Origin of the sequence: Vreelandella vilamensis (assembly GCF_031451755.1) — a bacterium.
Taxonomy (GTDB): Bacteria; Pseudomonadota; Gammaproteobacteria; order Pseudomonadales; family Halomonadaceae; genus Vreelandella; species Vreelandella vilamensis.
This window is the reverse complement of the sequence record NZ_JARWAN010000003.1, coordinates 152,483-178,500: the sequence shown is the minus strand read 5'-3', so window position 1 is coordinate 178,500 and position 26,018 is coordinate 152,483. Positions and strand designations below refer to the sequence as shown.

Below are 26,018 nucleotides of genomic sequence, written 5' to 3'. Positions count from 1 at the left end.
GAGATACCTAACCTCTGCTCAGGTGCTGCCATGCCTTCTTTGACCACGCCCGATACAACCACCAATGCGGCGTCTGATGCTATCTCCATGCCGCGCCTTTTGTTTACCGATTTGGACGGTTCGCTTCTGGATCATCACAGTTACGATTGGTCGCCGGCCGTTCCCTGGCTCTCACGGCTCAAAGAGCATGGCGTGTCGGTGATTCCTGTAACGAGTAAAACCCGTAGTGAAATTTTACCGTTGCGCCAAGCATTGGGTTGCGAGAATACGCCTTTTGTCGCCGAAAACGGTGCGATTGTCGGGTTGCCCGCTGATTGGTGCCATGCGCGCCTGGATCGTCACATAGGCCGCGATGGGCTGGTGATCCAGACCCTTGGAGTCGATATCGGCTTTATTCGTCAGCGGTTAAACGTCTGGCGCGCGCGCCTTGAAGAGACGCCTGGCATGGCATTTACCACCATAAGTGAAATGACCTTGGATTCGCTGTGCGATTTCACCGGACTCCCTGACCCTGAAGCACGGCTAGCGCGGCTGCGTGAAGGGAGTGAACCGCTGATTTGGGAAGGCGATGAAAACGGCCTAGATGCATTGCGACAAGGGCTTGCCGGCGATGGCTTGCAGCTGGTCCGGGGCGGGCGTTTTTGGCACGCGACGGGGCACTCACACAAGGGCAGTGCGGTGAATTGGCTGATCGAGCGCTTCCAGGCCCTTAAAGGTATTAAACCGCAAACGCTGGCGCTCGGAGATGGCCCGAACGATACCGCCATGCTGGAAGCGGTGGATCAGGCGGTGGTCATTCGTGGCTTTCACGGGTTTGAGGTGGCGCCTCAGCAAACGGCGCTTTACCGCACTGACGCCACCGGGCCAACCGGGTGGGCAGAGGGGGTCGATCACTGGTGGGGACGAGACCTTTGCCCGGTAACATCCGCGACGTTGGATACACCTGGTAGGGAAGAGGTGACACGATGAGCGATTTCCATCAAAACGGGATTATCACCGATTTTCATAACCTCACCCGACGCCCGGTAGAAGCGCTGGAAGAAGCGTTAGTGGAGTTTAGCCAGCGACGCCCCATGAGCCTGATTTTGCCTTCGCTCTACTCAGAGCTGGAAGGGCCGGCGCTTGCCCACATCGTGAATGAAATTGCCCAGGTGCCTTATCTTTCCGAGGTGGTGATTGGGCTGGATCGTGCCGACCGTGAGCAGTTTTTGCACGCACGGGATTTTTTCTCGCGCCTGCCGCAGCGCCACCGAATTTTATGGAACGACGGCCCCCGCCTGCGCGCCCTGGACGATGAACTGGAAGCCCAAGGGCTCTCGCCGCGTGAGCCGGGAAAAGGGCGTAACGTCTGGTTTTGCGCCGGTTTTGTCCAGGCGTCAGGCCGTGGCGAGGTAGTGGGGCTGCACGACTGCGATATTCTCACTTACGACCGCGGCTTGCTGGCGCGGCTATTTTACCCGGTGGCGCATCCGTACTTTAACTACGAGTTCTGCAAGGGTTATTACCCGCGCATTGCCGAGGGCAAGCTCAACGGTCGCGTCTCCCGGCTAATGGTGACGCCGCTTTTGCGCGCGTTGAAAAAGATTTACGGCCCGCTGCCGTATCTTGAATACCTGGATAGCTTCCGCTATGCGCTCTCGGGCGAGTTCTCGATGCGCGCCGAGGTGCTTGACGGCATCCGTATTCCCGCCGATTGGGGGCTGGAAATCGGCGTGCTCTCGGAGGTGCATCGCAATTACTCGACCAAGCGGCTGTGCCAGGTGGATCTCGCCGACGCTTATGATCACAAGCATCAGCCGGTATCGGAAGAAGACGCCACCGCCGGGCTTAATCGTATGAGCTTGGATATTGCCAAGGCGCTCTACCGTAAACTGGCGACTCAGGGCGTGACGTTCAGCGCGGAGGGGTTTCGCACCCTAAAAGCCACCTACTATCGGCTGGCGCTGGACCTGATCGAAGCCTACGACCACGATGCGGTCATGAACGGGTTAAGCCTGGACCGCCACAACGAGGAGCGCGCCGTGGAGCTATTCGCTGCTAATTTGCTGGAGGCGGGCAGCGCTTTTCTCGATAACCCCGGCGAGCGGCCGTTTATCCCCAGCTGGAACCGCGTGCGGGCGGCCATTCCCGACCTGCCCCAGCGCATGCACGCCGCGGTGGAAGCGGATAACCAAGGTGATGTTTAAGCACGGCATCGCTTAAAGCAGGGCGTGTACCCGTTCGCCCTGAGCCTGTCGACAGGCTCCCTTCGACAGGCTCAGGGTGAGCGGTGAGGTATTAACTGCCAACCAGCCACAATACGGCGTAGGGCGGCAGTTCCGCCTGAGGCGTCCACTGGGTCTCGCTGACGATATCCCGCCAGTGACTATCATCTAGTTCAACGGCGAGAGGGGTTAGCGGCTGCGGCGCGTCGGCGACGTTGTGGATCGCCAATAGGCGGCGTCCGTCACGCAGCGGGCCGCGCTCAAAGGCCAAAAGCTCGGACGGTGTTGTTAGCACGCGCTGTGAAGCGTCGGGGTGAAAGCACGGCTCCTGTCGGCGAACGTCCAGCAACGTTTTAAGCGCAAAAAAGACGTCGTGGGTGGTAGTGCTGGCGGTTTCTAACAAGCGCTCAAGCTCGTCGCGTTGCCAGCGGCGGCGGTTGATGGAACGCAGCCGTCCACTGCGCTCCACGCCTTCTAAATCGTTCAACGTGCCGGTCAAGGTATGCACGTAGACAGCGGGAATGCCTTGTAGGCCCAACATCAACTGTTGGCCGCAGAGAAAGCGCGGTACCTGCCAGTGATCGACACCGCGGCGCGTGCCTTTCATGGCGTCAAACCAGGTAATGTTGATTTCATACGGCGAGTCGCTGCCATCCGGTTGGCGCCGCATGCTCACAAAGCCGCCAAAACGGTGCATCAGCTCGGTCAATGCCTCTACCTCGTGTTTCGCCAGCCAGCCTTCCAAAGGTCGCACGCCAATGCCGTCGTGGCTGGCGGTAAAGTTGAGAAAGCAACATCCCGGTGAAAGCTCGGGCAAGCTTGTCAGCCAAGCGGCCAGAGTCCCCGCCTCCCCGCTGGTCAGCGTATGCAGCAGAAGCGGCGGCAGCGGAAATTGATACACCATGTGAGCTTTGTCGGCGCCAAAGTAGCTGATATTTTCTTCATGCGGCACGTTGGTTTCGGTGAGCAGTAGCGTCCCAGGGGCAATGTGGTCTACCACCGCGCGCAAAAGGCGGACGATTTCGTGGGTTTCCGGCAGGTGGATGCTGGACGTGCCGGCTTTTTTCCACAAATAAGCAATCGCATCAAGGCGAATCACCCGGGCGCCTTGCTGCAAATAAAAAAGCAGGATGCCGATAAATTCCAGCAGCACATCGGGGTTGGCAAAATTGAGATCGATCTGGTCTTCGGAAAATGTCGCCCATAAATAGCGCGTACCGCGTCGCGTTGATACCGGCACCAATAGCGGTGAGCTGCGTGGGCGAACCACGGCAGACAGATCGGTTTCTGGGTCCATTTCGATAAAGTAATCGCGCCCCGGCTGGCTGTCGGAAAGATAATCCACAAACCAAAGCGACTCGCGCGATACATGGTTAAGCACAAGATCGACCGCTAAATCGCCATATTCACAAAACGCGCGTACCTCTGGCCAGTCGCCTAGCGCCGGATCCACCTCGCGGTAGTGAATCACTGAAAAGCCGTCATCGCTGCTCCAAGGAAAAAACGGCAATAGGTGCACGCCGCTGAAGGTCCCCGTTAAATGCGTGGTCAGAAAATCCGCGAGCACGCTCAGCGGCGGGATATCGCCGTCAACAAGACTGTTGCCGTAGGTGATCAGCCATTGGTCGCGTTCGCTCCAAAGCGGTATGTCGGGGGGATTTTGCAGCGGCGCGTGAGGTAAAGTTTGGTGGGAGAGACGTGTTAATAGGCGGCGCATGACTTCATCGGCGCGCTCACCGTAGAGATAGTGTAAGTGCCGATGCGCGCGGTCTTGGAAGGCGTCAGCGTCAAGCGCGGTGGTGGTGGACGGGGTAAAAAACAGTGGCTGCGGCATGAAGGCTCCGGTAACACGTAGCTGTTCAGTCTAAACGCGGTGTCGACGATAGAGCCACCACACGTCCACCGCGAAAGAGTAAACCAGCATGATAAGTGCGCTGAGCGCGAGCAGTGCGGACACGCCGCTTGGGGTAAGCGGGGTTAGCGCCAGCAATAAGGCAGCTACCTGCCAGACACATACCGTTTTGCGTCGCCAGCTGGGAAAAAGCGGCGCTTTTAGCCACGGATAAATGCCGCTGGTCAGCACAAAACCGTAGCGCATCGCGCCTATTAGCACTACCCATGGCCCGAGCTTGGCGGTTGTGATCAACGCCAGGCAAAGGAGCAAAATCAGCAAGGCATCCAGCTCCATATCAAAGCGCGCGCCGAAGTCGGATTCGCAGTGGGCTTTACGCGCAACAAAGCCATCGACACCATCCAGCAGCAGGGCAGCGGCGGCAATGCCTAACCACTGCCATTGGCCAACGGTTGAGGCGTTGGCAATCAGCCCACCGGCGATAAGCGCTACTAGCGCACTGCGCACCAGCGTAACGCGGTTGGCCCACCCTAAAGCGCCATGCGGCCAGAAGCGCACGATAAGCGCCCCAATCAAGCAATAGACCAGAAGCGCCACGGCCCATTCGCCAGAACCTTGCATAAGGCGGGGAAACCCATGGCCTATCGCCACCAGGGCAAGGCCGACAAGCACTATTTCCACCGCCGTATAGAGGCGCTTGGAAAACACTAAAGTGGATATAGCCTGGCGAGACAAGAACATGGCGTCGCTTCCGAAGGGCAATAAAAATTAAACCGTTGCAAAAATTCTTTCATGTACCATTCTTGTAGAAGAAGGTGGCGTTGTCGAGTAAAGTCACTTACGTTGAAACTATTCCTAAACACGTTGATGAAAGGATGATGCATGGCAAATCAATATGCCACGGCTTTCTGGGTAAGTGCTCCCGGCAAAGGAGAGTTGCGCCAAACGCCACTGCAGTTGTCGGACATCGAAGCCCCGGTGGAAGTGAAAGCGCACTACAGTGGGATTAGCCGTGGGACCGAATCGTTAGTGTTTAATGGCTGCGTCCCTGCCTCAGAGCATGCGCGAATGCGCGCCCCTTTTCAGGAGGGCGACTTCCCCGCGCCGGTTAAGTATGGCTACAGCAGCGTTGGTGAGGTGGTTGCTGGCCCTGCAGCGCTGAAGGGGAAAAAGGTGTTTTGCCTTCACCCGCACCAGGATCGTTACGTCGTTCCCGCCAGTGCCGTTCATGAGTTACCCACTAATATTCCACTCGAACGCGCTGTGCTCACGGCCAATATGGAAACGGCATTGAACGGCATATGGGATGCAAAGCCTCTCCCTGGTGAGCGCATCAGTGTTATTGGGGCCGGGGTGGTGGGAGCGCTGATGGCGTATCTTTGCCAGCGCGTCATCGGTACCGATGTGCAATTGGTGGATATCGATCCTAAGCGTCAGACTCTTGCTGAAGCGCTTGATATACCGTTTGCATTGCCTGGGGACGCCCACCCCGATCAAGACCTTGTCATTCATGCCAGCGGTCAAAGCGAGGGATTGAATACGGCGCTTTCCCTTGCCGGCGTGGAAGGGCGCATTATTGAAATTAGCTGGTATGGCGAAGGCAACGTTCCGGTGTCGCTCGGTGGGGCATTTCATTCGCAGCGGCTTACCCTACGTGCCAGCCAAGTCGGCCGCTTGCCAACTGACCAGCAGCCGCGTTGGGATTTTGAGCGACGTCTCATGTTAGCGCTGCGCTTGCTCAGTGACCCTGCTCTGGATGCGTTGATCAGTGGTGAGTCTGATTTCGCTGATTTGCCCCACGTGGCCGCCGATATTTTTGCCTCGGGCAGCGGCGTGCTCTGCCACCGGATACGGTATTAACGAAAATACGTGATTGAGAAACACGTAACTGATTCAAAAAAGGAGCTTTTATGTACCGTCTTTGCGTTCGTGATCATTTAATGATCGCCCACAGCTTTACCGGTGAGGTGTTTGGCCCTGCGCAGCAAATGCACGGCGCAACGTACGTGGTGGACGTTGCCTTCCAGCGTTCAGCGCTGGATAGCGATGGGTTGGTGATCGATATTGGCCTGGCGAGTGAGTCCCTCAAAGCGATGTTGGCTGACTACAACTACCGCAACCTAGACGAAGTCGAGTCGCTTAAAGGGCACAACACCACGACCGAGTTCATGGCTAAAGTGATTTTTGACCGTATTGCGGCGGCAATCCAGCAAGGCGAGTTAGGCGAAACGGCAAAAGGGATTGAGCGAGTGGAAGTCAAACTCCACGAGTCACACATCGCCTGGGCAAGCTTTGAGGGCGCGCTGTGAGCGAGCGCTTGACCTTGGTTGTCGCGGGCGATCCAGCTCAGCGCACCGGAGGGTATCACTACGATGCCCATATTGTTTATGAATTGCGTGAAGCCGGTTGGCAAGTTGACGTTGTCGGGCTTGAGGGGCGATTTCCTGACGCGGATAGCATCGCGGAAAACGCCCTAGGAGCCGCTTTGGCCGCACTACCTGATGGCCGCCAGGTGATTATCGATGGCCTCGCGATGGGCGCGCTGCCCGAGGTGATAGTTCGCCATCACGCGCGGATTAATATCACCGCGCTGGTGCATCACCCGCTAGGCGATGAACAGGGGTTAACGCAGGCCCAACAAGCGCAACTGCACCAACGCGAGATGGCCGCGCTGGCGACGGTGGCGCGCATTATTGTGACTAGCCACTTTACGCGGCGCCGCCTGAAGACACTGGCTGCCGAGGTGGGTGTTAGGCTGGCCCCCATCAATGTCGTGGAACCCGGCGTGACGCCTGCGCCGTTAAGCGAGCCCTCCGTTAATGGACCCTTGAATCTACTTTGTGTTGCGACCGTCACACCACGTAAGGGCCAGGATATCTTGACCAGCGCCCTCGGGCCGTTGTCGCACCTTGATTGGCAATGCGACTGCTACGGCAGTAACGAGCGTAACCCTGAGTTTGCCAAGCACGTGGCGACGCTAATCGATGAGCATGAGCTTAATGACTCGCTACGCTTGCACGGCGAATGCGATAGTGCCGAGCTTGAGGCCGCTTACCAGCGAGCCGACGTCCTGGTGCTCCCTTCCTGGTACGAAGGCTACGGTATGGTGGTGACAGAAGCGCTGGCGCGTGGCGTACCGGTCATCACGACAACAGGCGGCGCGCTAAATGACACCTTGCCCGATGCGGCCGGGCTGAAAGTGCCTCCTGGGGATAGCGACGCGTTAACCGCTGCACTGACGCGATTTCTCACCGAACCTTTGCTGCGCGAGCGCCTACGCCGCGGGGCTAGGCAGGCCCGCGAGAAGTTAAATGATTGGCAAACGGCGGGTGAGCAGTTTGCCCGAATGTTGCAACCTTCGCCGCCGGGCAGCCATTTCGCCGCCGATTGGCTCGCGCTGCGTGAGCCAGTGGACGCCAACGCTCGCAGCCAGCATTTAGTCGATGTGGCGGCTACGTGGTTAATGACAGATCGGCCGCCGGCACGCAAGAAGCCGCTTGAAATAGTGGATCTTGGCTGCGGTCGGGGCAGTAACGTGTGTTTTCTCGCCCCGCTCTGGCACGGTTCGCAGCGTTGGCAGCTAATCGACCATGATCCGGCGCTCTTGCAACAGGCACGCAAGCGTTGCGATGTGTTATGCGACGGCGACATTCAGCCGATCACGGTGCAAACGTTGATGTGTTCGCTGATTGAGCTTCCTTCACGCTGGCCAGCGCAGGCGGATGTAATCAGTGCCTCGGCGCTTTTGGATCTCGTCTCTGCCGAATGGCTTGACGTTTTGGTAGCGCGCTGCGCTGAGCATCGTCAGGCGCTTTTTATCGCGTTAAGCGTGACCGGCGAATGGCATTTGAGCGATCGTCACGGCAAGGCGTTGGCAGATGCCGACGACAAGTATATCGAAACGCTTTTCAATGCCCATCAGCAGCGCGATAAAGGCTTCGGGGCGGCACTCGGCGGCCGGGCGCATGGTGAGCTGGTCAAACGCCTTAACACCGCTGGCTTTTATGTGGAAGAGGCCGCCTCGCCCTGGCGGCTAAACGCGGGCCAAGCCGAACACATCGCACTGCTTCACCCGCTATTCGACGGCTGGGCGCAGGCAGCGCTTGAACAAGCCCCCGAGGCCGAAGTGCGGATTGACGCTTGGCGTGCCCAGCGTTTGGCGCAGGTGGACGCTGGCGAACTCGGTGCGTTTGTTGATCATCGGGATTTGTGGGCGAGGCCTGCACATGGCTAAGCACACAGCCGTGAAGCGGCTAGCGATCAGCGCCGGCGTTTTGTTGGCCGTGGCGCTTTTGCTCGACCCGCGCGCGATTATTCGGGAGGTGCAGACGTTTTCGCTGCCCTGGCTTTTACTGGGGTTGGCGATTAGCGTCTTGCAGGTGCTCTTGTGCGCGTGGCGCTGGCGCTTAACGGCGGGGTTAGTCGGTGTGCCACTGCGCTACCGTTACGCGGTGGCGGAGTATTACTTGTCACTTTTTATCAATCAGGTGTTACCCGGCGGTGTGCTAGGGGATGCCGGGCGCGCGCTACGTCACGCGCAGCAGACCTCAAAACGGGGCAGCGCCTGGCGGGCGGTGATTATCGAGCGTGCCTCGGGGCAGCTGGCCGTGGGGTTATTAACCGTGCTGGCGCTGATCAGTTCGCCCTTATGGCATACGGCGTTGGGCAAAAGTGGCTATCTCTGGCTGGCGGTAGGCGCAGTGAGCGTTGTGCTTTGTGTTGGCTTAATCGCGACGGTTATGCCGGAGCGGGTGCACCTGCCGGGTTGGGTGAGCGCTTTGTGGGCGGATATTCACCGTGGGCTCTGGCATGGCGGGGTATGGGCTTGGCAGTTGGCGTCGTCGTTGCTGATTGTTTTCAGCTACGCTTTAGTCATGCTGTGTGCAGCGCGGGCGATCGGGGTGGATTTACCGGCCGGTGTGCTGTTGGCATTGGCGCCGCCGCTTTTGCTCTCCATGCTGATTCCGCTTTCCGTGGCGGGCTGGGGACTTCGCGAAGGTACCGCCGCCAGCGTTTGGGCTTGGGTGGGGTTAGCGCCCAGCCAAGGCGTGGCGGTGTCGCTGGCGTACGGGGTGATCGTGCTGGTGGCGACATTGCCCGGGTTTTGGGTCGCGCTTTCGCGCCGCCGCCGTGCTACGCCTGCCGGTTCAGGCGGTGTCGGTTCCCCGCAGGCAGAGGTCAAACAAGGTGTCATCGCCACAGGCAAAACGCCGCGCACGCGGGCGCAGGGCCGTTGCGAGGGTATCGATTGGCGTCATGGTAAGGCCAGGGCGACCCGAACCAATCAGCAGCGGCGCGACGAGCAGGTGCAATCGCTCAACGACGCCGGCTTCGATGAATTGCGAGACGGTTACCCCGCCGCCTTCGACCAATATGCGCGCGTAACCCAGCGCTTTCAGGTGCGCGATGACTGCCGCAGGCGAAAACTGCCCGTTAGCCGTCAGTGGCAACGATTGCCGTCTAACGTGCGGGGCTGGGGCGGGCAGCGAGATCTCAGGCCCAACCAGGTGCAAGGTGAGGGTCGCGTCGTCTTGAAAAAGTGTCAGAGCCGGCGGCACGCGCCCACGGGGGTCGAGCACCACCCGCACAGGGTTCGCGCCACTGACGTGGCGCACGGTGAGCTGCGGGTTATCGGCGCTGGCCGTGCCCGCCCCGATAATTACCGCATCGCAGAGGGCCCGCAAACGGTGCAGGTGCACCAGGCTCTCATGGCCGTTGATGTAGTGGGAGTGACCGCTTTCGGTGGCGATGCGCCCGTCAAGGCTCTGCCCCAGCTGAGCGATCACCCATGCTTTACGCGAGATCAGCGGGGTCAAACAGTCCAGCAGGTCGGTGGCGTCGGGCGTCGCGTTATTGTCGGGCATGGTGTTGATGTCGGAAATGGTGTTATCAGACATGGCGCCTCCGTGCGGTGCAAGAGGAATTCATCATGCGCGGGTGTCAGCGGCCGTGCAAGTACACGGTTATTGTCAATCACCCACGCATCATCCGCTTCGCGGATAGAAGCGGGGCTTGGGTGAGGTAATCTAAGCCCTGGTTGACTAGGTCGAGTGCGCCTTTGGGCGTACTACGTTAATGGGGTCACGACACCTTGGAATGTTTCGCTAGTCCCTCGCTCTGTCGCCATGCGGTAAACAGCGCTGATGGGTAGGCGCCGTCCTCATGGCATGACAAGCCCCCTTAACATGGCCGAAGCGAACCTTACCTCTGTTTAACACAGAGCGTTCTTACCACTATCAGAGGTTGTGCTATGAAGGTCTATGTTCAAAATCAGCAGGGGGCGTGGTTGATGCCGACACACTCCGCCAAGGCACGCTGGTTGTTGCGAACCGGTAAAGCCAAGGTGGTGCAGCGCACTCCGTTTGCGATTCAGTTGACCTATGCCGCCACCGATCATACGCAACCAGTGGTTGTCGGGATTGATGATGGGGGCGTCACCGCAGGGATTGCAGCAGTAGCAAACGACATGGCGCTGTATCAAGAGGAAGTGCATCTGCGCACTGACATTAAAACCAAGATGGATACCCGCCGTGCGTACTGGCGTGGGCGGAGGTTTCGCAAGACACGCTACCGCGAGGCGCGGTTTGATAATCGCCGTGCGTCACGCAGGACGGGGCGCATCCCGCCCTCTATCCGATCAAAGAAAGAGGCCATCTGGCGTGCCGTGAAGACGATTCCGCTGCCAGCGCCGACCCTGATCCGTCTGGAAGATGCCTACTTCGATATTCAGGCCATCGAAAATCCCAATATCACGGGGGCAGAGTATCAGCAAGGCGCTTTGTTATACGCGAAGAACGTTAAGTCTGCGTGCAAAACCCGTGACCAACACCGCTGCCGCGTCTGCAAAAGCGAGGAACGATTGCAAGTCCATCACCTGACACCACGCTCGCAGGGCGGTAGCGACAAGCTGAGCAACCTGATGACGCTGTGCAAGGATTGTCACGAGGCGCACCACAAAGTGGGGCTGAAACTGCCCAAGCAGAAAAACGCCTCGTACCGTTCAGCAGCGCATGTGCAACAGGGTAAATACTATCTACGCGAGCGATTGGAAGCCCTTGCCCCAGTACAGACCACGTTCGGCTACCTCACGGCGCACTACCGCAAGCAGCATGGTATCGACAAAACGCACACCAATGATGCCGTGGTGATTGCACAAACCAGCGTCATGCCCACGGGCAGCTTCATCAAGACGATCTGCCTGGGCGGTCGCAAGCGTTCGCTGCATGAAGCCAAACCGCGTAAAGGGCGTAAAGAGCCTAACCGTGAGCAGAAACGCAACGGCAAGAACGTCGTCAGTCTCAAAGGCTTCAAACGGCTGGATACGGTGATCTATCAAGGCCAAATCGGATATATCAGCGGCTTTAACGGCACCACGATGGCGTTTGTACGTGGCGCTGATGGCGGCTATATCGCCACGCAGGGCAAATCCTACAAGCAAGTGCCATTGTCACAGGTACAACACCGGCACCATAACCAGACGCGTGTAGGGTTCTTGGTTACGGAGCCTGCGAATACACCGCCGCCTTCCTCCCTCGCATCACTGGCTTGCGCCAGTTGAGGCGGGGAATCCGGCTGCCCTTTTGTTGAATACAAGCGAGCTTGAATAAAAAGCGAGGAAGCTTCTATGTACCACGTTGAACGCGCTATTTTCGATATTCGCCGTGGGCTGCCGGTGGTGATTCATACCGGGTCACGACCGCTTCTGGTGCAAGCCTTGGAGGGAAGCGACTCGGTAGCAGCGCTTGCTAGGCTTTCAGGCTCGCGCCCGGCACTGGTGTTAACGCGTCATCGCTTAGCCGCGATGGGGCACTCGATCAGCGCCGAAGCGGCAAGGTTGCCGTTGGCCACTGAAATGAGCACGGCAACCCTGCACGCGCTAGCGGTGGCAAAACCGCACGAGGAAAAACAGCGCTTAAGCGGGCTCTCACCGGCGGGGCCGGGCGAGCGCAGCGCTCTGGCATTGTTGCGCCGTGCGCTGTTACTGCCGGCGGCTTTGTGTGCCGAAGTGGCTGAGGCGCAGCAAGCCGCTATCGAGGCTAAGATTTCACAGGGTGAGCTTTTACGTTTGGACGCCGGTGACGCCTTGAAGGCCCTTCACGGGGCGCCGGGGATGCTCAAGCGCGTTAGCGAAGCGGATATTCCACTAGAGAATGCGCATGGGTCGCGGTTTGTGCTGTTCCGTGAGCCTGATGGCCTGCGCGAGCACGTGGCGGTGGTGATTGGGGCAGTGGAAAACGCCGAGGTGCCGGTGCCGATTCGCCTGCATTCCGCCTGCTTGACCGGGGATCTGTTTGGTAGTCTACGTTGCGACTGCGGTGATCAACTGCGTAACGCCGTGGCGGAAATTAGCGCCATGGGCGGCGGTGTGCTGCTCTATTTGGCACAAGAGGGCCGCGGTATTGGGCTTGCGAACAAGCTTCGAGCCTATGCGCTGCAGGACGGTGGGCTGGATACCGTCGATGCCGATCAGGTGCTTGGGTTTGGCGACGATGAGCGTCGTTACGGCGTTGCGGTGGATATGCTCAATGCGCTGGGGATTACCCAGGTGCAGCTTTTGACCAATAACCCGCTGAAAATGGCCGCGCTGCGTGATGGCGGCATTGATGTCGTTTCAAGGCAGGCGCTTTACGGTAGCGTGACCGACCATAACCAGCGTTACCTTACCGCCAAGGCGAATCGCTCGGGTCACTACCTTCATGATGCTCTGCGCGACGTGCTAAATGATACCCAGCCCAATGGCTAGACCGCGTTTTTACTGGGCTAATGGCGGTAGTCGCGCGGTTTCTTCCACCACTTGGGCGAGCAGTTGTCCGTAGTGATGCACCAAGCGCTCACCTAACATTGCGGTGGCTTGGGAGGCATTACCGGCAATGCCCTCGGGCGACAAATCTTCCGCCAGCCAGGCAAACGGCGCCACTCCTTCAGGACCCACCAGCGTATTCGGGTCTGGCGCTGGTGTTAGGGTATTTGTTGCACGCTGCATGTTGACCCTCTCTGGCGCCAAGTAAAGCATTATGGCGGTTTCCAGCGCGCCGCCGTGCAACCCACGGCGCAGCTCATCAGCATCAAGTGCGGCGTCCAAAGGCGGTAAGCGGGTATACGTGGCTTTGACCACGCGCATGCCATGGCGGCGGCGCAGCGTTAGCGCAGCGAGATCCATCACCGCTTTGTTGCCGCCGTGGCTATTGATTAGCACCAACCGCTTGATACCCGCTCTGGCGAGACTGTCGCCGTAGGCTTCAAGGGTTTCGATGGCAAGCCGAGCGGGCAAGCTCAAGGTGCCAGGGAAACTGGCGTGCTCGTCGCTGGCGCCAAGCGTCATGGGGGGCAGGCACAGCACTGTTATGTCATCAGATAGCGCCTCACGCATGGCTTGCTGTAGGCCGATACCGATGGTGGTATCCGTATTTAACGGAAGGTGCGCGCCGTGCTGCTCGGTAGCGCCAAGCACCAGCACCGCCACCGGGTCGCGCTTGGCCATGGCGTTAAGTTCAGGGGCAGTTAAATGGTGCCAGTCAAAGTGCATACAAAGCCTTAAACGATCAGAAAGAGGAACTTAGCAAGGGGTGGTCGGTACGGCAGGCGTAAATGTCGCCAGAGGCTAGCCCCTCTGCGCCCGCTGTAAGCCACGCGTGTACTTCCGCCTCACTTTTCCAACCTGACCAGCGAAAGTGGCGCTGCTCGCCGACAACGATATTGTAACGGTAGTCGCCCAGGGTGCTTAAGCGCTCAACACAGGCGTGACTGACCTCCAACGCGCCGCTAACAAATTCAACGGATAGGGCGGCGACCGGTAGGCTAAGCCCCGCCAGCACATCGGCTTCAAACCCTTCGACGTCGATTTTGATAAACGCAGGCTCGCCATACTGAGCAATCAGCGCATCAAGCGTTGTGACATCCACGCGCTCTCGCTCACCCCAGCTAAGGTGAGCAAACCCCGCGTTATGGCGACCAATCTGCTCGCGCCACTGATCCGCTAGTGTGGAAACGGTTAAGTTGGCCGGGTTGATGGCAAGTTCAGCGTGGCCGGGAGTTTTTCCCGCCGCCAAAGGGAGCAGCGTGACGCCGTCACCGATCATGCGGCGGCACCAGCGCGCCAGCAGTGGATGTGGCTCTAACGCCACCACGTGGGCACCAAGGGCATGAAAGGCTGCGCTGCGGTCGCCCAAATGAGCCCCAATATCAAAGGCCAGCGCGCCGGGTGATAAAAACGGCTGATACAATTTTTTAAGCCCACGCTGACGGCCGGGGCGCCAGTAGATCAGAAGCGAGCGCGCAATCCCCAAAGTGCTTAACCAACGTGCTTTGAGGGCGGCGTGTTTTGCACAGTGGCGCATCAATAAGGGTCCTTAAGCGCGGTGGTCGGTAAGCGACGAGTCGCCGGCGTAAAGCAGGAAAATGACTGTATGGGCATATCGCCGGGCTGTTCCGGTGGCGGCAGCAGGGGGGCGTAAGTCGGCGGTTGTGGGCGGGCACGTGCGCCTTCCACATGCCGCGTGTAAGCGCTTAGCACCGGTTCCTTGTGTTGATAAGGGGTGTCGAGTAGCTGTTGACGAGCAAGCCAATTGCCAAGGGAAATGCTACTGGTTATTTTGACCAACAGCATCGAGGTCACAAGGCCGAGCCAAGCGGGCGCCAGCCAGCCAAGTGCGGCGGGCGAAAGCCACCCTAAGGCGAGCATCCACACGCCTCCGGCAACGGTGGTACTACGGGTATGTTGCCAAGCTTCTGGCCATGAAAGCGAGCGTTCACTTCTTGGTTGGGTATGCCATTGGATGGCGCGGCCGCGCAAAATGGCAAGGATAAACAGGCTATGCCACGCCATCATCAAGGGGGCGAGCAGCGCAGCAAACGCTATTTCCAGAAGTGTGCTCGCCGTTAACCGCAAACGCCCCCCAAAGGCCTTGGGTGTTTGACAAAAGGCCAGGGCTAGCCCCATGAGCTTGGGCGCAATTAGCAGTAGAAGGGTGGTGCCCAGCAGCCCCCATGAAAGCGGTGTAGCGTGAAGCGTTGGCGTGTCGGTTAAGGTCGTATACCCGATTAATACGCTGGTACAAAAGAGTAACGCCAGCCACACCGGCGAGGAAAGATACGCAAAGGCACCGAAAAAGAAGTGCCAGCGACTCAACGAATGAAGCCCGGCGCCGGTTAACAGCCGCAAGTGCTGCAGGTTGCCCTGTAGCCAGCGCCGGTCGCGCTTGGCGAAATCGAGCAAATTACTGGGCATGGCTTCAAAGCTTTGCGCCTTGCTTAAGGGTAGCGCCGTATCCAGCAGCACCTTCCAGCCTTGGCGGCGCAGCAACGCGGCTTCGACAAAGTCGTGGCTCAATAACTCACCACCCAGCGGTGGCTTTCCCGGCAGCGTGGGTAGGCCGCTGCTCGTCATGAAGGCGCGAGTGCGTACGATGGCGTTGTGGCCCCAGTAGTTGGCCGTGTCGCCCTGCCAAAAGCTCTGCCCGGCGGCGAGCATCGGGCTGTAAAGCGCGGCGGCAAATTGCACTAAACGCCCGAACAGGGTGACTTGCCCCACGGGTATCGGCACGCTCTGAATAAGCCCGACGTCAGGTTGCTGCTGCATTTTCCGGACTAAGTGTAAAAGCGTGGCGCCGCCCATGATGCTGTCGGCGTCGAGCACAATAAAAAAATCGTAGCGACGCCCCCAGCGACGGCAGAAATCAGCGATATTACCCGCCTTGCGACCGTGATTATTCGCCCGGCGGCGGTAGTGAAGGCGTAGCTGCCCTTTCAAGCGATGCTGAAGGGCAGCCACGTGCGCGGCTTCGCTTTCGGCGGCATCCGGGTCTTGTGTGTCGCTTAACACAAAAACCTCAAAGTGCGCGTTGATGAACGAAGCGGTATGGCCTGGCTGCGCTAGGAGCGAGCGGCAGCTGGCTTCTAGCCCCGCGAAGGTGGCCTCGGGAGGCTCCTGGAAAATCGGCATGATTAACGCTGTGCGGCTGGTGTCGCGTAACGTCACCGGTTCCGGTGCGGGGTTTCTGGCGAGTGTTAGCGGGTCTCGTTGCATAAGGCATAGCAAAAAACCGCACAGCGCACTCCAGAAGGCGAGCGCTACCCAGGTGAACGTCAGGGCGAAAAGAATGAGCAATATGACTTGCAAGCCCCAAGGCAGTTCGTGTGTGACGCGCAGCATGGTGGTACATCCTGCAACGCTGGTGGCTAGCACCAATGTAAAAAGCCCCCAGCGGCGTAGGCGCAACCACGGTATTAAGCGGGAAGCTGGAGTGTTAGGCATCCTCGTCCCCATGCTCGACAAGCGGGTCAATCACGTAGCTCCACGTTTCACTAATGACGTTACCTCGCAGGGTGAGCGCTAGGCGAACATCGACAGGTATGGCGCTAGGTTGAACGCGAAAGGTGGCGCGCCAGGTTTTATCGGGCAAGGCGTTAATCTGTGCCAGTGTCACGGGACCTTCTTGAGTGTCCTGAGTGTTTTGAGTGTCAGAACTAAAGGTTTCAAAAGCCAAAGTGTCAGGGTTTAGGGTTTCAAGTCGCAGCTTGACAGGCTGGTCGACGGTTAGCCGCGCCAACTCGCCACCGGCAAAATCGACCACCCACTGGCGTTGACCAGCACTTTGTGAGTTAGCCTCGCCGGGTACCGCGGCGCTGCCTTGACGGGTGCGAATGACCTGGGCAAGCAAAGGGGCGGTGGGTGCTTGGTGGCGTGTTTGCGTTTGGTAGCGAAGATGGCGCGTTTCGCCCGCTCGCAGTGGTGTCTCACTGACCCAATACGCCACGATGTTGTCGTGGGTTTCATCCGGGGTAGGGAGTTCAACCAGCTCCACATGGCCAGCCCCCCAATTATCACGCGGTGTGACCCAGTGGCTAGGGCGGCGGTGGTACTGCGCTTCGGCGTCTAGGTAGTGGTCAAACGCTTGCTCGCGCTGCATCAGCCCAAACCCTCGTGGGTTGGTGTCTAAAAACGCCGATACTCGGACCCGGCGAGGGTTATTTAGTGGCCGCCAGATCCATTCACCTCGGCCGGTTTCCAGCAACAGCCCGTCGGAGTCGTGCACGCGGGGTCTCACATCGTCCGGGCGATTGCGGCTAATATCGCCGTAGGCAAACATGCTGGTGAGCGGGGCGATGCCGAGTTTTGTGACGTCCTCGCGTGCGTAAAGCATGGCGTCTACGTCAATCTGAGTTTGGTGCCCTGGTTCGAGGCGAAAGTGGTAAGCGCCACTGAGCGATGGGCCATCTAACAGCGCCATTATATGGACAGCGGTGTCGTCGGCCTCCGGGGTGAATAACCAGAATTCGCGGAAGCTCGGGAACTCTTCATCGCCCGCTAAGGCAGTGTCGATGGCTAACCCGCGGGTGGAAAGGCCGTACACCTGATCGCGCCCTATCAGGCGGAAATAGCTCGCACCCAGAAACACCGCGAATTCATCTTGATAGTCTGACGTGTTGAGCGGGTAATGAAGGCGAAAGCCTGCGTGCCCGGCGCCTTGTAAATCGGATGTGCTCAGTTCTGCCGCGTTGCCCTCATAGATAAAATCGTCAGGATCAAAGGCAAGCAAGGTGGCGTCTTTATCTTCCACGAGATTCAGCGCGACAGGATGAGGGAACAGATAGCCACTATGAAATAGCTGTATAGAGAAGAGACTGTCGTCGCGCCAATAGGCACGCTCTGGGTCAAAACGAATCTGTCGGTAGGTATCGTAGTCAAGTGATTGTGACGCCTGGGGAAGCGCACGGCTTGGTGGGGAATAGGGGGCGTCAGCCAGCGATTGGGCACGTTGACGAATTGTCTCTTGCCATTCGCTGAGTGCGGAATCGCTAGGCTCGGCCATCGCGGCGGTGCTGAATATCAACCATCCTAACGTCAGTAAGCGTTTCAACACGTCGCGCTCCTTGAGGTGAATAAAGCAGTGAACCAAACAGTAAATTAAACAATACTTGTACGCATATTTATTACAGTACACGATAAGCGTGTTTTCCAGGGTCCTTTTTAGCAGCCAATAGGAACTTTTTTATGTTCGCTTGCGTTTGCCCAACGTTAGTCACAATGACGGTAAAAACGCCATGCTGCGACTTCTCATAACCGCGGCGACGCTTAATGCGTTGCTAGTGGCGCCGCTTTGGTGGCGGTTTAACGACATCGGCGCGCGGCTGATTGCTTGGGAAGCGTGGCTTGTCGTACCGCTTTTGCTGTTGTTGCCAAAAGGCATTTGGCGTCGCGGGCTTGTTGGCCTTTGGCTCTTGTGGTTGTTGCTGGTCAGCGTGGCTAACATTGGCGATGGGGCGACCTACGAGGCTTTTGGTCGATCATTCAACCTCTATCTTGATCTGCCACTGCTGCGCTCGGTATTTCATTTGCTTGAAGGTAATGTAGGCCAACTGGCTGCGTTCAGCCTCATGGGTGTGGCGATGGCGCTGCTTGTCGGGGTGTTTGTGGTGGCTGGGTGGCTGCTTCTGCCGTCGCAACCTTATTCGCTGCGGGAGCCCCAAGGCAAGGTGGCGTTGGGGATCGCGGCGCTAAGTGCTTTGCTCATCACGTTAGAGCTCAACGGGCAGCGTCTTGTGCCGTTTGCCCGGGTGCCGATGATCAACACCACGATGTTTCAGTGGGAACAGGTGACGCAGACTCACGCCGCTCGTCAGGAGTTCGCCCAGACGCTGACGCAGTCGCCGCTGCCGGTTAAGCCGCTCCCAGGCTTGGCGGGGCGCGATGTGCTGCTCACCTTTGTTGAATCTTACGGCGTGGCAGCCATCGAGAACCCGCGCTACCGCGATGTGCTGCGCCCTACATTGACCGAAATGCAGACGCGGCTTGAAGCGCGGGGCATCCATGTGGTGTCGGGGCTTCTGGAGGCGCCCATCCAGGGCGGGCAGTCGTGGCTTGCTCATGCCACGGCGCTTAGCGGGCGGAAAGTGGAAAATCAGATGTGGTATCGCCTGCTGCTAGAGAGCAGCCACGGCACCCTGGTGGATGACTTCAACGCCACCGGGCATCGCACGTTGAGCGTGATGCCCGCGATCACCCGGGCCTGGCCGGAGGGGCAAGCCTATGGCTTTGATGAGATCTACGCGGCGGATGATCTTCCCTACGCTGGGCCGCCTTTGCACTGGGTGACGATGCCGGATCAGTATACGCTTGACTATACCGCGCGCCATTTGCTGCAAGAGAGCCCGCTATTTGCGCAGATCGCGTTAATTTCAAGCCACGCCCCCTGGACGCCGATTCTGCCAGTACTCGATGACTGGTCGCTGATTGGCGATGGCGCTATCTTTGCCCCTTGGGAAAACGCGGGCGACCCACCCGATGTACTATGGCAAGACTTGGAACGCATCCGCGACCACTACGCCTGGTCGGTCGACTACGCGGTCAAGCTGGCCGGGCGCTTTGCCGAACGCGTGGCCGATGAGCAAACGCTGCTGATCATTTTGGGCGACCATCAGGCCGCGCCCTTGATCACGGGTGAAAACGCCAGCAAAGCCGTACCGGTACATGTCATTAGCGCTGATTCTGCGCTGCTGGCACCCTTCATTGCCCGCGGGTTCGAGCCCGGCATGCAGCCGCCCTCGGCGGATTTAGTAAAAAACATTGCTGGCATGAACCAACTTCGCCGTTGGCTACACGCCGATTTCGCTGCCCATACGCAAGAGAGTTCACCATGATTCAGCCCGTCATTCTAAGCGGGGGTAGCGGTACTACCACAACCAACTGCCAGGGCGGGCAGGCGGTTCCCCTCTGCGCAGGGCAAGCCAGCCGGTGACGCAGCGCACGCCTAGCCAAACCGCCAGCAACAGCCCGAATAGTGTGCCCGCCACCGTCAGCACGCTCAAGGTGAACACCAGGCAGAAGTAAAGTAGTCCGATCCAAAAGGTGCGAATCAAATAGCGGTAGTGCTGTTGCAACCAGGGCGCGGCATCTTTGCGGTACACATAGGCAAATACAACGCCGATGAGGGTGGTTAAGTTAGCCGTGATCAGCCCGGCTAGATACAACGCATAGAGAACCTGCGGCATGCGGGTTTCATTTCGCGTTACATCGCTGTCAGGCATATCGGTATTGGACATAGTGAACTCTCAGGTGAGGCGTAAGAGGGGAAACGCGTCTTAGAACCGCCTTAATAGAGGCGAAAATCGCGATAATTGGATAGCTTCTGCTGCTCTTCTACCACCTTACGGTAGCGTTTGTACTCCCATTGATACTGTGCTGGGGCAAGGGTGATGGCCGCTTCCACACAGGCGTTAACGCCGGTGGCCGAGGTGGCATCGTCGTCACTGTAAACGCGCGCATCGGCATCGAGAAAGTGAATCTCAAAGCCTTGGCCCGGTACGCGCTTAGCGACGCCTGTGACCACTCGTGCTTGGGTGCGGGCGACCAGTTTGGGCAGCAGGGTGCCAGTATAAGCATCGCGGTGGAAAAACGGCGCAAACACGCCGCTGCCCCAGTTCGGCTCTTGATCGGGCAAAATCCCGATGGCTTCTGTGCGTTTGAGCGCTTTTAACAGTGCCGCCACGCCGCGGGAGTTGGTGGGCACTAACGTCGCGCCCATACGTTCTCGGCCCTGGCGAATCACGGGGTCAAGGGCGGCAATTTTGGGCGGTTCGTACATCGCCGTGAACGGGAAATGGCTTGATAGCCAGAAGTTGAGCACTTCCCAGTTGCCGAAATGGGGCGCAAGTACAATCACGCCACGGCCTTCGGCGCGCGCACCGTCGAGCTTGTCGCGACCATGCACGGCAAGAATGCTAGCCTCGACGCGCTCGGGCGGTGCCATCCAGGCGTGGCCCAGCTCTAGCATGGTAGCGCTGGAATGGCGCAGGCTCTCACGGGCGAGTTGTTGGCGCTCACACTCGCTGAGTGCCGGATAAACGGTGTTGAGGTTGATCTCTGTCACCGAGCGCTCGCGTTGGCTAAAACGGTGTACCAGTGGCCCCAACCGACTCGCTAGCCGCCAAAGCCTTGTGAGTGGCCAGCGGGATAGCCGCTGCCAAAGCCAGGCGATCGCGCCAGCGCGAGAAAATAACGAAGGGACGCTTTGGGGAGTGTCGCGAGGTGAAGCCATAGGTCAGAGCAGCCAGGTATCCACATTGCTCGGTGCGCGCTTTTCCTGCAGCCCCTTAAAGCCTTTAACGCAGCGAACAATCAGCCACACCGCTAGCGCTAATAGCAGCGGAAAGCCAATCAGTACAAAGGTGAGCAGTGAAAAGAGTGTGGCGTAGAGAAGGCCAATCCAGAATGTGCGGATCTGGTAGCGAAAGTGCTCGTCCAACCAATGAGGACCCTTACCGCGGTAAACGTAGGCGATGACCACGCCAATTAGCGACGTAAAACCCACCACAAAGCTGGCGAGATAAAGTGCATACACCACCATGGCCATGGTGGTGTCCGGCCCTTTGTCCGATTCACGGATGATGTCACCCTCAGGGGGCGTTGTATTCTCTTCACCTTCGCGCATAGGGTGTCATCTCTCGTCATGTTCTGATCAATAAGTCGTAAAGCGCTATGGTAACGCGCCGTGTGTTACTTAGCATTAGAACAGCGTGACATTAGCGCGTCGGTCGGGAAACTTCTAAAAGATTGCCATCTGGGTCGCGTAGGTAAATCGACTCAATGGGGCCATTGGCCCCTTGGCGGTTGACCGGGCCAAGCTCAATATCGATGCCGAGCGCATCAAGGTGCTGCTTGAATTCAGATAGCGGCAGTTGGCAGCGCAGGCATAAATCTAAGCTGCCTGGGGTTGGCGTGGCGGAAACAGGGGCTATGTCGGTATCAGTTTGGTGGAGCCGCAGGGCGGTATCACCGAGCATCAAGTCGACCCGCTGGGCGTCGCGGTAGCGCACATCAAGCCCTAACACGCGCGAATAAAAGTCCACCGCGCGCGCCATATCAGTCACAGTAACGACAAGATGGTCCAGACCTGAGAGCATGCCACAATCCTTAACGTGTGAAATTTATCAAGAGAATACGATGATGTGGCGCTGTCCGCTATGCCATGACCCAAGAAGCGAGCTTTACCACCGCGATCAGCGCCGTGAGTATCATCAGTGTGCCACGTGCGCGCTGGTTTTTGTGCCCACACCATGGCATTTATCCGCCGCCGAGGAGAAAGCGGAATACGATCGCCACGAAAACTTTCCTTATGATGCGGGTTATCGTCGCTTTCTGAGTCGCTTGTTCACCCCGCTCAATGAAAAGCTGGCGCCCGGTGCTGAAGGGTTAGATTTTGGCTCAGGTCCTGGGCCTACGCTTTCCGTGATGTTCGAAGAGGCGGGCTATCCAATGGCGATTTATGATCTTTTCTATGCGCCAGAGGCGTCGGTGCTAGAAAAGACCTATGATTTTATTACCGCCACTGAGGTGGTGGAGCATTTATCCGCCCCCGGAGAGGTATTGGCTCAACTGGTTTCCTGTCTGCGCCCGGGCGGCTACTTAGGGCTTATGACCAAACGAGTGAAAGACCGCGCGGCCTTTGCTTGTTGGCACTATATTCAAGACCCGACCCACATCGCGTTTTTCAGTCAGTCGACGTTTTGCTGGTGGGCGCGAAAGCACGGAGTTTCGGTAGAATTTCCAAGCGCTGACACGGTGATCATGCAAAAGCGTTGACTTTCTTACGGTGGTGGTAATAATTGCGCGCCGCTTTAATTCGAAAGCGCTTATCCACATGTCGATAAGAGGTCGCGATGTCTCGCCAAATGCTCGCTATAGCGCTGGCGCCCCTGCTGGGGCTCTTCATTCTCGGGATTGGTAATGGCTTTCTGTCCACGCTAATTACCGTGCGCTTAGATTCGGCGGGGGAGTCGGCGACGATGATCGGTATCGTTTCGTCGGCGTATTTTGTTGGCCTGGCGCTTGGGGCGATGTTCAACGACCGTCTGCTGCTGCGCATTGGCCATATTCGCGCCTACGGAAGTTTTGCTTCCTTGGTAGCCGTGACCGTGCTGATGCAAGGCCTTGTCAATGATCCTTGGGCCTGGTTTGCGCTGCGTTTGATTGGTGGTTGGGCAACGGTTGGTGTGTATCTCGTTATCGAAAGCTGGCTTTTGACCTCGGGCGAGCCTAAATCGCGCGGCCGTCTTCTCGCGCTGTATATGATCTCGCTTTACGCCGCCGGCGTGCTGGGCCAGCTTTTACTTGGGGTGGTCAATGACATGGGGGAGACAGCGCCCTTTATCGTGATTGGCATGCTGGCATCACTGTCGGTGTTGCCCATGGCAATGATTCCGCGCGTCTCACCGTTGGTCGAGCATGCCGAACCGCTACCGCCGCATCGCTTGATTATGTTGACGCCTACCGGCGTGGTGGGGAGTCTGGGCTCTGGCATGGTAGTGGCCGCCGCGTACAGTTTACTGCCGCTTTATCTACAGCGCATTGGCATGAGCGTAGCGCAAGTAGGGCAGATGATGGCCGTGGTAATTCTCGGCGCCATGTTGTTGCAGTATCCGATTGGGCGCTGGTCAGACCGCCATGACCGTCAGGTGGTGCTGATCGCTATCAGCGCGTTTTGTGTGCTGATTTCCGCGGCTATGCTGTGGTTGCCGCTTTCCATGGGCCTTTTGGCTGCCTTACTGTTTTTGCTCGGCGGCGGGGTGTTTGCCCTCTACCCGGTGGCGGTGAGCCACGCCGCTGACCGTGCTCCTTCTGGGGCGTTGGTGCGTATGAGCCAGGGGCTTCTGCTCATTAATGCCATTGGCTCGACGATCAGCCCCTTGGTGATTTCACCGGTAATGACCGCGGCCGGAAATGACGGGCTTTTCTGGGCATTCGGTGGTTTGAGTCTCCTCTTTGTTATGTTCTTCGCTTGGCGCCGTAGTGTGCGCCCGGCACCGGTGCCAGTGGCGCCTTTTACCGCGACAACGCCGATGTCGGCGGCCGGGGCCGAGCTTGTGGTTACCGAGGCGCTGCTGCAAGGGGCGCTGGAGCATGAGTACTCAGAGGATCTTTCCGATGCCGTACTAAATGTGGCGGTGGCAGAGCCGATGGTTGGCCCACCGGCGGAAGATGAGAGCCGTGTGACCTATTACGACGATGACAATCATGTAAGCTCCACGCGTTAAAACATGCGCTAGTGAAGAAGTGCTTCGACTTTAGGTGAATGGTGTGTGGGGTATAGGGAAACTACTATCATGGGTAGATAATTCCCTAATTTCACAATGATTTCTATCGTCATTCTCTCAGTTGAGGCTTTGCATGAACTACTACGCCGCTCCCGTGCGTGATTTGCGCTTTGTATTAGAAGAACAGCTAGAACACCGTTCACTTAACCTTCCCGGCTATGAAGACGCTTCGCCTGATTTGATCGAAGCCGTGCTGGAAGAAGCGGCCAAACTGGCCAACGATGTTTGGGCACCGCTGAATGAGGTGGGTGACAAACAGGGCACAACGCGCAACAGTGACGGCAGCATTACCACCGCGACTGGTTTTGCCGAGGCGTACCAAGCCTATGCCGAGGGCGGCTGGAATGGCATCGGTGTTTCCGAGGCACTTGGCGGACAAAATCTGCCGGAAGTGGTGGCAAGCTCGGTACAAGAAATGCTTCACGGGGCCAACATGGCGCTGGGGCTCTGCCCGATGTTGACCGCCGGTGCCATCGAGGCGCTGGCTCACCACGGCAACGAAGCACAAAAAAACCTCTATTTGCCCAAGCTGGTCGAAGGCACTTGGACAGGCACCATGAACCTCACTGAATCTCAGGCGGGTTCGGATTTGTCTAAAGTGCGCACCAAGGCGATCCCCGAAGGCGATCATTACCGTATTAGTGGCCAGAAGATTTATATCACCTGGGGCGAGCACGATGCCGCTGAAAATATTGTTCATTTGGTCTTGGCTCGCAAACCCGATGCGCCGGAAGGTAATCGTGGTATCTCGCTGTTTTTAGTACCTAAATTTTTGGTCAACGACGATGGCTCTTTGGCTGAGCGTAACGATGTCACGTGCGCTTCCATTGAGCACAAGCTTGGCATCCACGGCTCTCCTACTTGTACGCTGAGTTTCGGCGAGAAAGAGGGCGCGATTGGTTATCTCGTCGGCGAAGAGGGACGCGGGCTCAACCACATGTTCACCATGATGAACGAGGCTCGTCATAAAGTCGGTGTTCAGGGCATCGGCGTCGCCGAGCGCGCTTGTCAGCATGCCTTCGCCTATGCATTAGATCGCACCCAGGGCCGTAGCCCGCGCTCAGGGAAAGCCGATTGCACGATTAGCGACCACTTAGATGTGCGTCGGATGCTGCTTTCCATGCGTGCGCGTACCGACTCGCTGCGCGCATTAGCGCTAACGTGCGCGGCCGAGATGGATACTGCCCGCCACGGCGAATCAGACGAGGTGCGCGGTCAGGCACAGGCGCGCGTCGATCTGTTGATTCCTGTTATCAAAAGCTTCTCCACCGATCAGGCGGTGGAAGTTGCCTCAATTGGCATTCAGGTCCACGGGGGGATGGGATACGTGGAAGAGACCGGCGCCGCGCAGTTATTGCGTGATGCCCGAATCGCCCCGATCTACGAAGGCACCAATGGCATTCAAGCGCTGGACCTTGCCGGTCGCAAATTACAACGCGATGGTGGCGACGCCATGAACGCGCTTATCAACGACGTGAATGCCACCGCTGATAAGCTTAAAGCGCATCCGCGATTTGCCGGCCTTGGCGAGGCGCTTGCCGCAGGCAGCGACGACCTGCGCGCCGCGATGGCCGTGGTGCTGGGGCAAGGGCAAGAGATCGGCCCAGATGCCGTTCAAGCTTATGCCACGCCGTTTTTGAACCTTACTGGGCACGTGCTTTGTGCTTGGCAAATGGGCGAAGCCGCGTTAAAAGCGCAGGCGGCCATCGACAACGGCGCGAATGATCCGTTTTATACCCAAAAGCTTGTTAGCGCCGATTACGTTCTCAAACAGTGGTTGCCCGTCGGTCGTGCCCAGCGCGCTGTGATTGATGCCGGTATGCAGTGCCTAAGCGATTTTACCGTTGGCGCGTAACACGGTTCGACTTCCG

The 26,018-nt window shown here is 58.2% G+C and carries 22 protein-coding genes and 1 pseudogene; 12 read left to right on the top strand and 11 right to left on the bottom strand.

Annotated features, from left to right (window positions below):
• Window positions 1-30 precede the first annotated feature (30 nt).
• Together QC823_RS03120 and QC823_RS03115 are read left to right on the top strand one after the other, a co-directional pair.
• Complete coding sequence (locus tag QC823_RS03120) at window positions 31-969, top strand: HAD-IIB family hydrolase (protein ID WP_309654897.1); 939 nt, start codon at window positions 31-33, stop codon at window positions 967-969.
• Window positions 966-2,186 carry a glycosyltransferase family protein gene (locus tag QC823_RS03115; protein WP_309654896.1) on the top strand — a complete coding sequence of 407 codons (1,221 nt, stop codon included), beginning with the start codon at window positions 966-968 and terminating at the stop codon, window positions 2,184-2,186. Before QC823_RS03120 ends, QC823_RS03115 begins: the two co-directional genes overlap by 4 nt.
• Window positions 2,187-2,277: 91 nt before the next feature.
• Here QC823_RS03115 and QC823_RS03110 read toward each other — a convergent pair whose 3' ends face one another.
• Together QC823_RS03110 and QC823_RS03105 are read right to left on the bottom strand one after the other, a co-directional pair.
• Entirely contained in the window at window positions 2,278-4,038 is a 1,761-nt protein-coding gene (locus QC823_RS03110) for a sugar phosphorylase (protein WP_309654895.1), read from the bottom strand.
• Window positions 4,039-4,068: 30 nt separating this feature from the next.
• Entirely contained in the window at window positions 4,069-4,797 is a 729-nt protein-coding gene (locus QC823_RS03105) for a CDP-alcohol phosphatidyltransferase family protein (protein WP_309654894.1), read from the bottom strand.
• A 141-nt stretch (window positions 4,798-4,938) separates the two neighbouring features.
• On the opposite strand from QC823_RS03105, the gene QC823_RS03100 reads away from it, so the two are divergent.
• From QC823_RS03100 to QC823_RS03085, 4 genes and pseudogenes are all read left to right on the top strand, one after another.
• On the top strand, window positions 4,939-5,916 hold the full coding sequence (locus QC823_RS03100) for a zinc-dependent alcohol dehydrogenase (RefSeq protein WP_309654893.1): 978 nt from the start codon (window positions 4,939-4,941) through the stop codon (window positions 5,914-5,916).
• A 50-nt stretch (window positions 5,917-5,966) separates the two neighbouring features.
• Window positions 5,967-6,365, top strand: coding sequence for a 6-pyruvoyl trahydropterin synthase family protein (locus QC823_RS03095; RefSeq protein WP_309654892.1), 399 nt, complete (start codon window positions 5,967-5,969; stop codon window positions 6,363-6,365).
• Entirely contained in the window at window positions 6,362-8,290 is a 1,929-nt protein-coding gene (locus tag QC823_RS03090; RefSeq protein ID WP_309654891.1) for a glycosyltransferase, read from the top strand. Before QC823_RS03095 ends, QC823_RS03090 begins: the two co-directional genes overlap by 4 nt.
• Window positions 8,283-9,146, top strand: a pseudogene (locus QC823_RS03085) (lysylphosphatidylglycerol synthase transmembrane domain-containing protein); the annotation flags it as partial. The gene QC823_RS03090 and the pseudogene QC823_RS03085, both read left to right, overlap by 8 nt.
• A gap of 57 nt (window positions 9,147-9,203) precedes the next feature.
• Here the strand turns inward: QC823_RS03085 and QC823_RS03080 are convergent.
• Window positions 9,204-9,920: a RibD family protein gene (locus tag QC823_RS03080; protein ID WP_309654933.1), complete on the bottom strand. Its 717-nt coding sequence runs from the start codon at window positions 9,918-9,920 to the stop codon at window positions 9,204-9,206.
• 386 nt (window positions 9,921-10,306) lie between these two features.
• Between QC823_RS03080 and iscB the strand changes: the two genes are divergently transcribed.
• Entirely contained in the window at window positions 10,307-11,614 is a 1,308-nt protein-coding gene (gene iscB, locus QC823_RS03075) for an RNA-guided endonuclease IscB (RefSeq protein WP_309654890.1), read from the top strand.
• 66 nt (window positions 11,615-11,680) lie between these two features.
• The gene (locus QC823_RS03070; RefSeq protein ID WP_309654889.1) at window positions 11,681-12,799 is read left to right on the top strand and encodes a GTP cyclohydrolase II; all 1,119 of its coding nucleotides are present in this window, start codon (window positions 11,681-11,683) and stop codon (window positions 12,797-12,799) included.
• A 9-nt stretch (window positions 12,800-12,808) separates the two neighbouring features.
• Here QC823_RS03070 and QC823_RS03065 read toward each other — a convergent pair whose 3' ends face one another.
• From QC823_RS03065 to QC823_RS03050, 4 genes are read right to left on the bottom strand one after another with little or no spacing between them, the layout of a single operon-like run.
• The gene (locus QC823_RS03065) at window positions 12,809-13,582 is read right to left on the bottom strand and encodes a creatininase family protein (RefSeq protein ID WP_309654888.1); all 774 of its coding nucleotides are present in this window, start codon (window positions 13,580-13,582) and stop codon (window positions 12,809-12,811) included.
• A 16-nt stretch (window positions 13,583-13,598) separates the two neighbouring features.
• Window positions 13,599-14,393, bottom strand: a complete 795-nt coding sequence (locus QC823_RS03060) for an FkbM family methyltransferase (RefSeq protein WP_309654887.1) — start codon at window positions 14,391-14,393, stop codon at window positions 13,599-13,601.
• Complete coding sequence (mdoH, locus tag QC823_RS03055; RefSeq protein ID WP_309654886.1) at window positions 14,393-16,309, bottom strand: glucans biosynthesis glucosyltransferase MdoH; 1,917 nt, start codon at window positions 16,307-16,309, stop codon at window positions 14,393-14,395. The genes QC823_RS03060 and mdoH overlap by 1 nt, the downstream gene beginning before the upstream one ends.
• The gene (locus tag QC823_RS03050; protein WP_309654885.1) at window positions 16,302-17,918 is read right to left on the bottom strand and encodes an OpgD/OpgG family glucan biosynthesis protein; all 1,617 of its coding nucleotides are present in this window, start codon (window positions 17,916-17,918) and stop codon (window positions 16,302-16,304) included. The genes mdoH and QC823_RS03050 overlap by 8 nt, the downstream gene beginning before the upstream one ends.
• Window positions 17,919-18,099: 181 nt before the next feature.
• On the opposite strand from QC823_RS03050, the gene QC823_RS03045 reads away from it, so the two are divergent.
• Entirely contained in the window at window positions 18,100-19,695 is a 1,596-nt protein-coding gene (locus tag QC823_RS03045) for an alkaline phosphatase family protein (RefSeq protein ID WP_309654884.1), read from the top strand.
• 33 nt (window positions 19,696-19,728) lie between these two features.
• On the opposite strand, the gene QC823_RS03040 is transcribed toward QC823_RS03045, so the two are convergent.
• The 4 genes from QC823_RS03040 to QC823_RS03025 form a co-directional block, all read right to left on the bottom strand.
• Window positions 19,729-20,097 carry a DUF4870 family protein gene (locus QC823_RS03040; protein ID WP_309654883.1) on the bottom strand — a complete coding sequence of 123 codons (369 nt, stop codon included), beginning with the start codon at window positions 20,095-20,097 and terminating at the stop codon, window positions 19,729-19,731.
• 50 nt (window positions 20,098-20,147) lie between these two features.
• The gene (locus QC823_RS03035) at window positions 20,148-21,092 is read right to left on the bottom strand and encodes a lysophospholipid acyltransferase family protein (protein ID WP_309654882.1); all 945 of its coding nucleotides are present in this window, start codon (window positions 21,090-21,092) and stop codon (window positions 20,148-20,150) included.
• 3 nt (window positions 21,093-21,095) lie between these two features.
• Window positions 21,096-21,485, bottom strand: coding sequence for a DUF4870 family protein (locus QC823_RS03030; RefSeq protein WP_309654881.1), 390 nt, complete (start codon window positions 21,483-21,485; stop codon window positions 21,096-21,098).
• A 91-nt stretch (window positions 21,486-21,576) separates the two neighbouring features.
• Window positions 21,577-21,957, bottom strand: coding sequence for a VOC family protein (locus QC823_RS03025; RefSeq protein ID WP_309654880.1), 381 nt, complete (start codon window positions 21,955-21,957; stop codon window positions 21,577-21,579).
• Between the two features lie 40 nt (window positions 21,958-21,997).
• Between QC823_RS03025 and QC823_RS03020 the strand changes: the two genes are divergently transcribed.
• From QC823_RS03020 to QC823_RS03010, 3 genes are all read left to right on the top strand, one after another.
• Window positions 21,998-22,636 carry a class I SAM-dependent methyltransferase gene (locus QC823_RS03020; RefSeq protein ID WP_309654879.1) on the top strand — a complete coding sequence of 213 codons (639 nt, stop codon included), beginning with the start codon at window positions 21,998-22,000 and terminating at the stop codon, window positions 22,634-22,636.
• A gap of 77 nt (window positions 22,637-22,713) precedes the next feature.
• Window positions 22,714-24,087 (top strand): MFS transporter, encoded by a 1,374-nt coding sequence (locus QC823_RS03015; protein ID WP_309654878.1) that lies wholly within the window; start codon window positions 22,714-22,716, stop codon window positions 24,085-24,087.
• Between the two features lie 133 nt (window positions 24,088-24,220).
• Window positions 24,221-26,002: an acyl-CoA dehydrogenase gene (locus QC823_RS03010; RefSeq protein ID WP_309654877.1), complete on the top strand. Its 1,782-nt coding sequence runs from the start codon at window positions 24,221-24,223 to the stop codon at window positions 26,000-26,002.
• The last annotated feature ends 16 nt before the right edge of the window (window positions 26,003-26,018 follow it).

What these genes read in the sequence shown, in the direction of transcription:
- QC823_RS03065 (WP_309654888.1), bottom strand. Translation starts at nt 13,582, where the DNA reads ATGCACTTTGACTGGCACCATTTAACTGCCCCTGAACTTAACGCCATG.
- QC823_RS03100 (WP_309654893.1), top strand. Translation starts at nt 4,939, where the DNA reads ATGGCAAATCAATATGCCACGGCTTTCTGGGTAAGTGCTCCCGGCAAA.
- QC823_RS03010 (WP_309654877.1), top strand. Translation starts at nt 24,221, where the DNA reads ATGAACTACTACGCCGCTCCCGTGCGTGATTTGCGCTTTGTATTAGAA.
- mdoH (WP_309654886.1), bottom strand. Translation starts at nt 16,309, where the DNA reads ATGCCTAACACTCCAGCTTCCCGCTTAATACCGTGGTTGCGCCTACGC.
- QC823_RS03095 (WP_309654892.1), top strand. Translation starts at nt 5,967, where the DNA reads ATGTACCGTCTTTGCGTTCGTGATCATTTAATGATCGCCCACAGCTTT.
- QC823_RS03015 (WP_309654878.1), top strand. Translation starts at nt 22,714, where the DNA reads ATGTCTCGCCAAATGCTCGCTATAGCGCTGGCGCCCCTGCTGGGGCTC.
- QC823_RS03035 (WP_309654882.1), bottom strand. Translation starts at nt 21,092, where the DNA reads ATGGCTTCACCTCGCGACACTCCCCAAAGCGTCCCTTCGTTATTTTCT.
- QC823_RS03080 (WP_309654933.1), bottom strand. Translation starts at nt 9,920, where the DNA reads ATGCCCGACAATAACGCGACGCCCGACGCCACCGACCTGCTGGACTGT.
- QC823_RS03020 (WP_309654879.1), top strand. Translation starts at nt 21,998, where the DNA reads ATGATGTGGCGCTGTCCGCTATGCCATGACCCAAGAAGCGAGCTTTAC.
- QC823_RS03025 (WP_309654880.1), bottom strand. Translation starts at nt 21,957, where the DNA reads ATGCTCTCAGGTCTGGACCATCTTGTCGTTACTGTGACTGATATGGCG.
- QC823_RS03070 (WP_309654889.1), top strand. Translation starts at nt 11,681, where the DNA reads ATGTACCACGTTGAACGCGCTATTTTCGATATTCGCCGTGGGCTGCCG.
- iscB (WP_309654890.1), top strand. Translation starts at nt 10,307, where the DNA reads ATGAAGGTCTATGTTCAAAATCAGCAGGGGGCGTGGTTGATGCCGACA.
- QC823_RS03105 (WP_309654894.1), bottom strand. Translation starts at nt 4,797, where the DNA reads ATGTTCTTGTCTCGCCAGGCTATATCCACTTTAGTGTTTTCCAAGCGC.
- QC823_RS03110 (WP_309654895.1), bottom strand. Translation starts at nt 4,038, where the DNA reads ATGCCGCAGCCACTGTTTTTTACCCCGTCCACCACCACCGCGCTTGAC.
- QC823_RS03115 (WP_309654896.1), top strand. Translation starts at nt 966, where the DNA reads ATGAGCGATTTCCATCAAAACGGGATTATCACCGATTTTCATAACCTC.
- QC823_RS03120 (WP_309654897.1), top strand. Translation starts at nt 31, where the DNA reads ATGCCTTCTTTGACCACGCCCGATACAACCACCAATGCGGCGTCTGAT.
- QC823_RS03040 (WP_309654883.1), bottom strand. Translation starts at nt 20,097, where the DNA reads ATGTCCAATACCGATATGCCTGACAGCGATGTAACGCGAAATGAAACC.
- QC823_RS03045 (WP_309654884.1), top strand. Translation starts at nt 18,100, where the DNA reads ATGCTGCGACTTCTCATAACCGCGGCGACGCTTAATGCGTTGCTAGTG.
- QC823_RS03030 (WP_309654881.1), bottom strand. Translation starts at nt 21,485, where the DNA reads ATGCGCGAAGGTGAAGAGAATACAACGCCCCCTGAGGGTGACATCATC.
- QC823_RS03060 (WP_309654887.1), bottom strand. Translation starts at nt 14,393, where the DNA reads ATGCGCCACTGTGCAAAACACGCCGCCCTCAAAGCACGTTGGTTAAGC.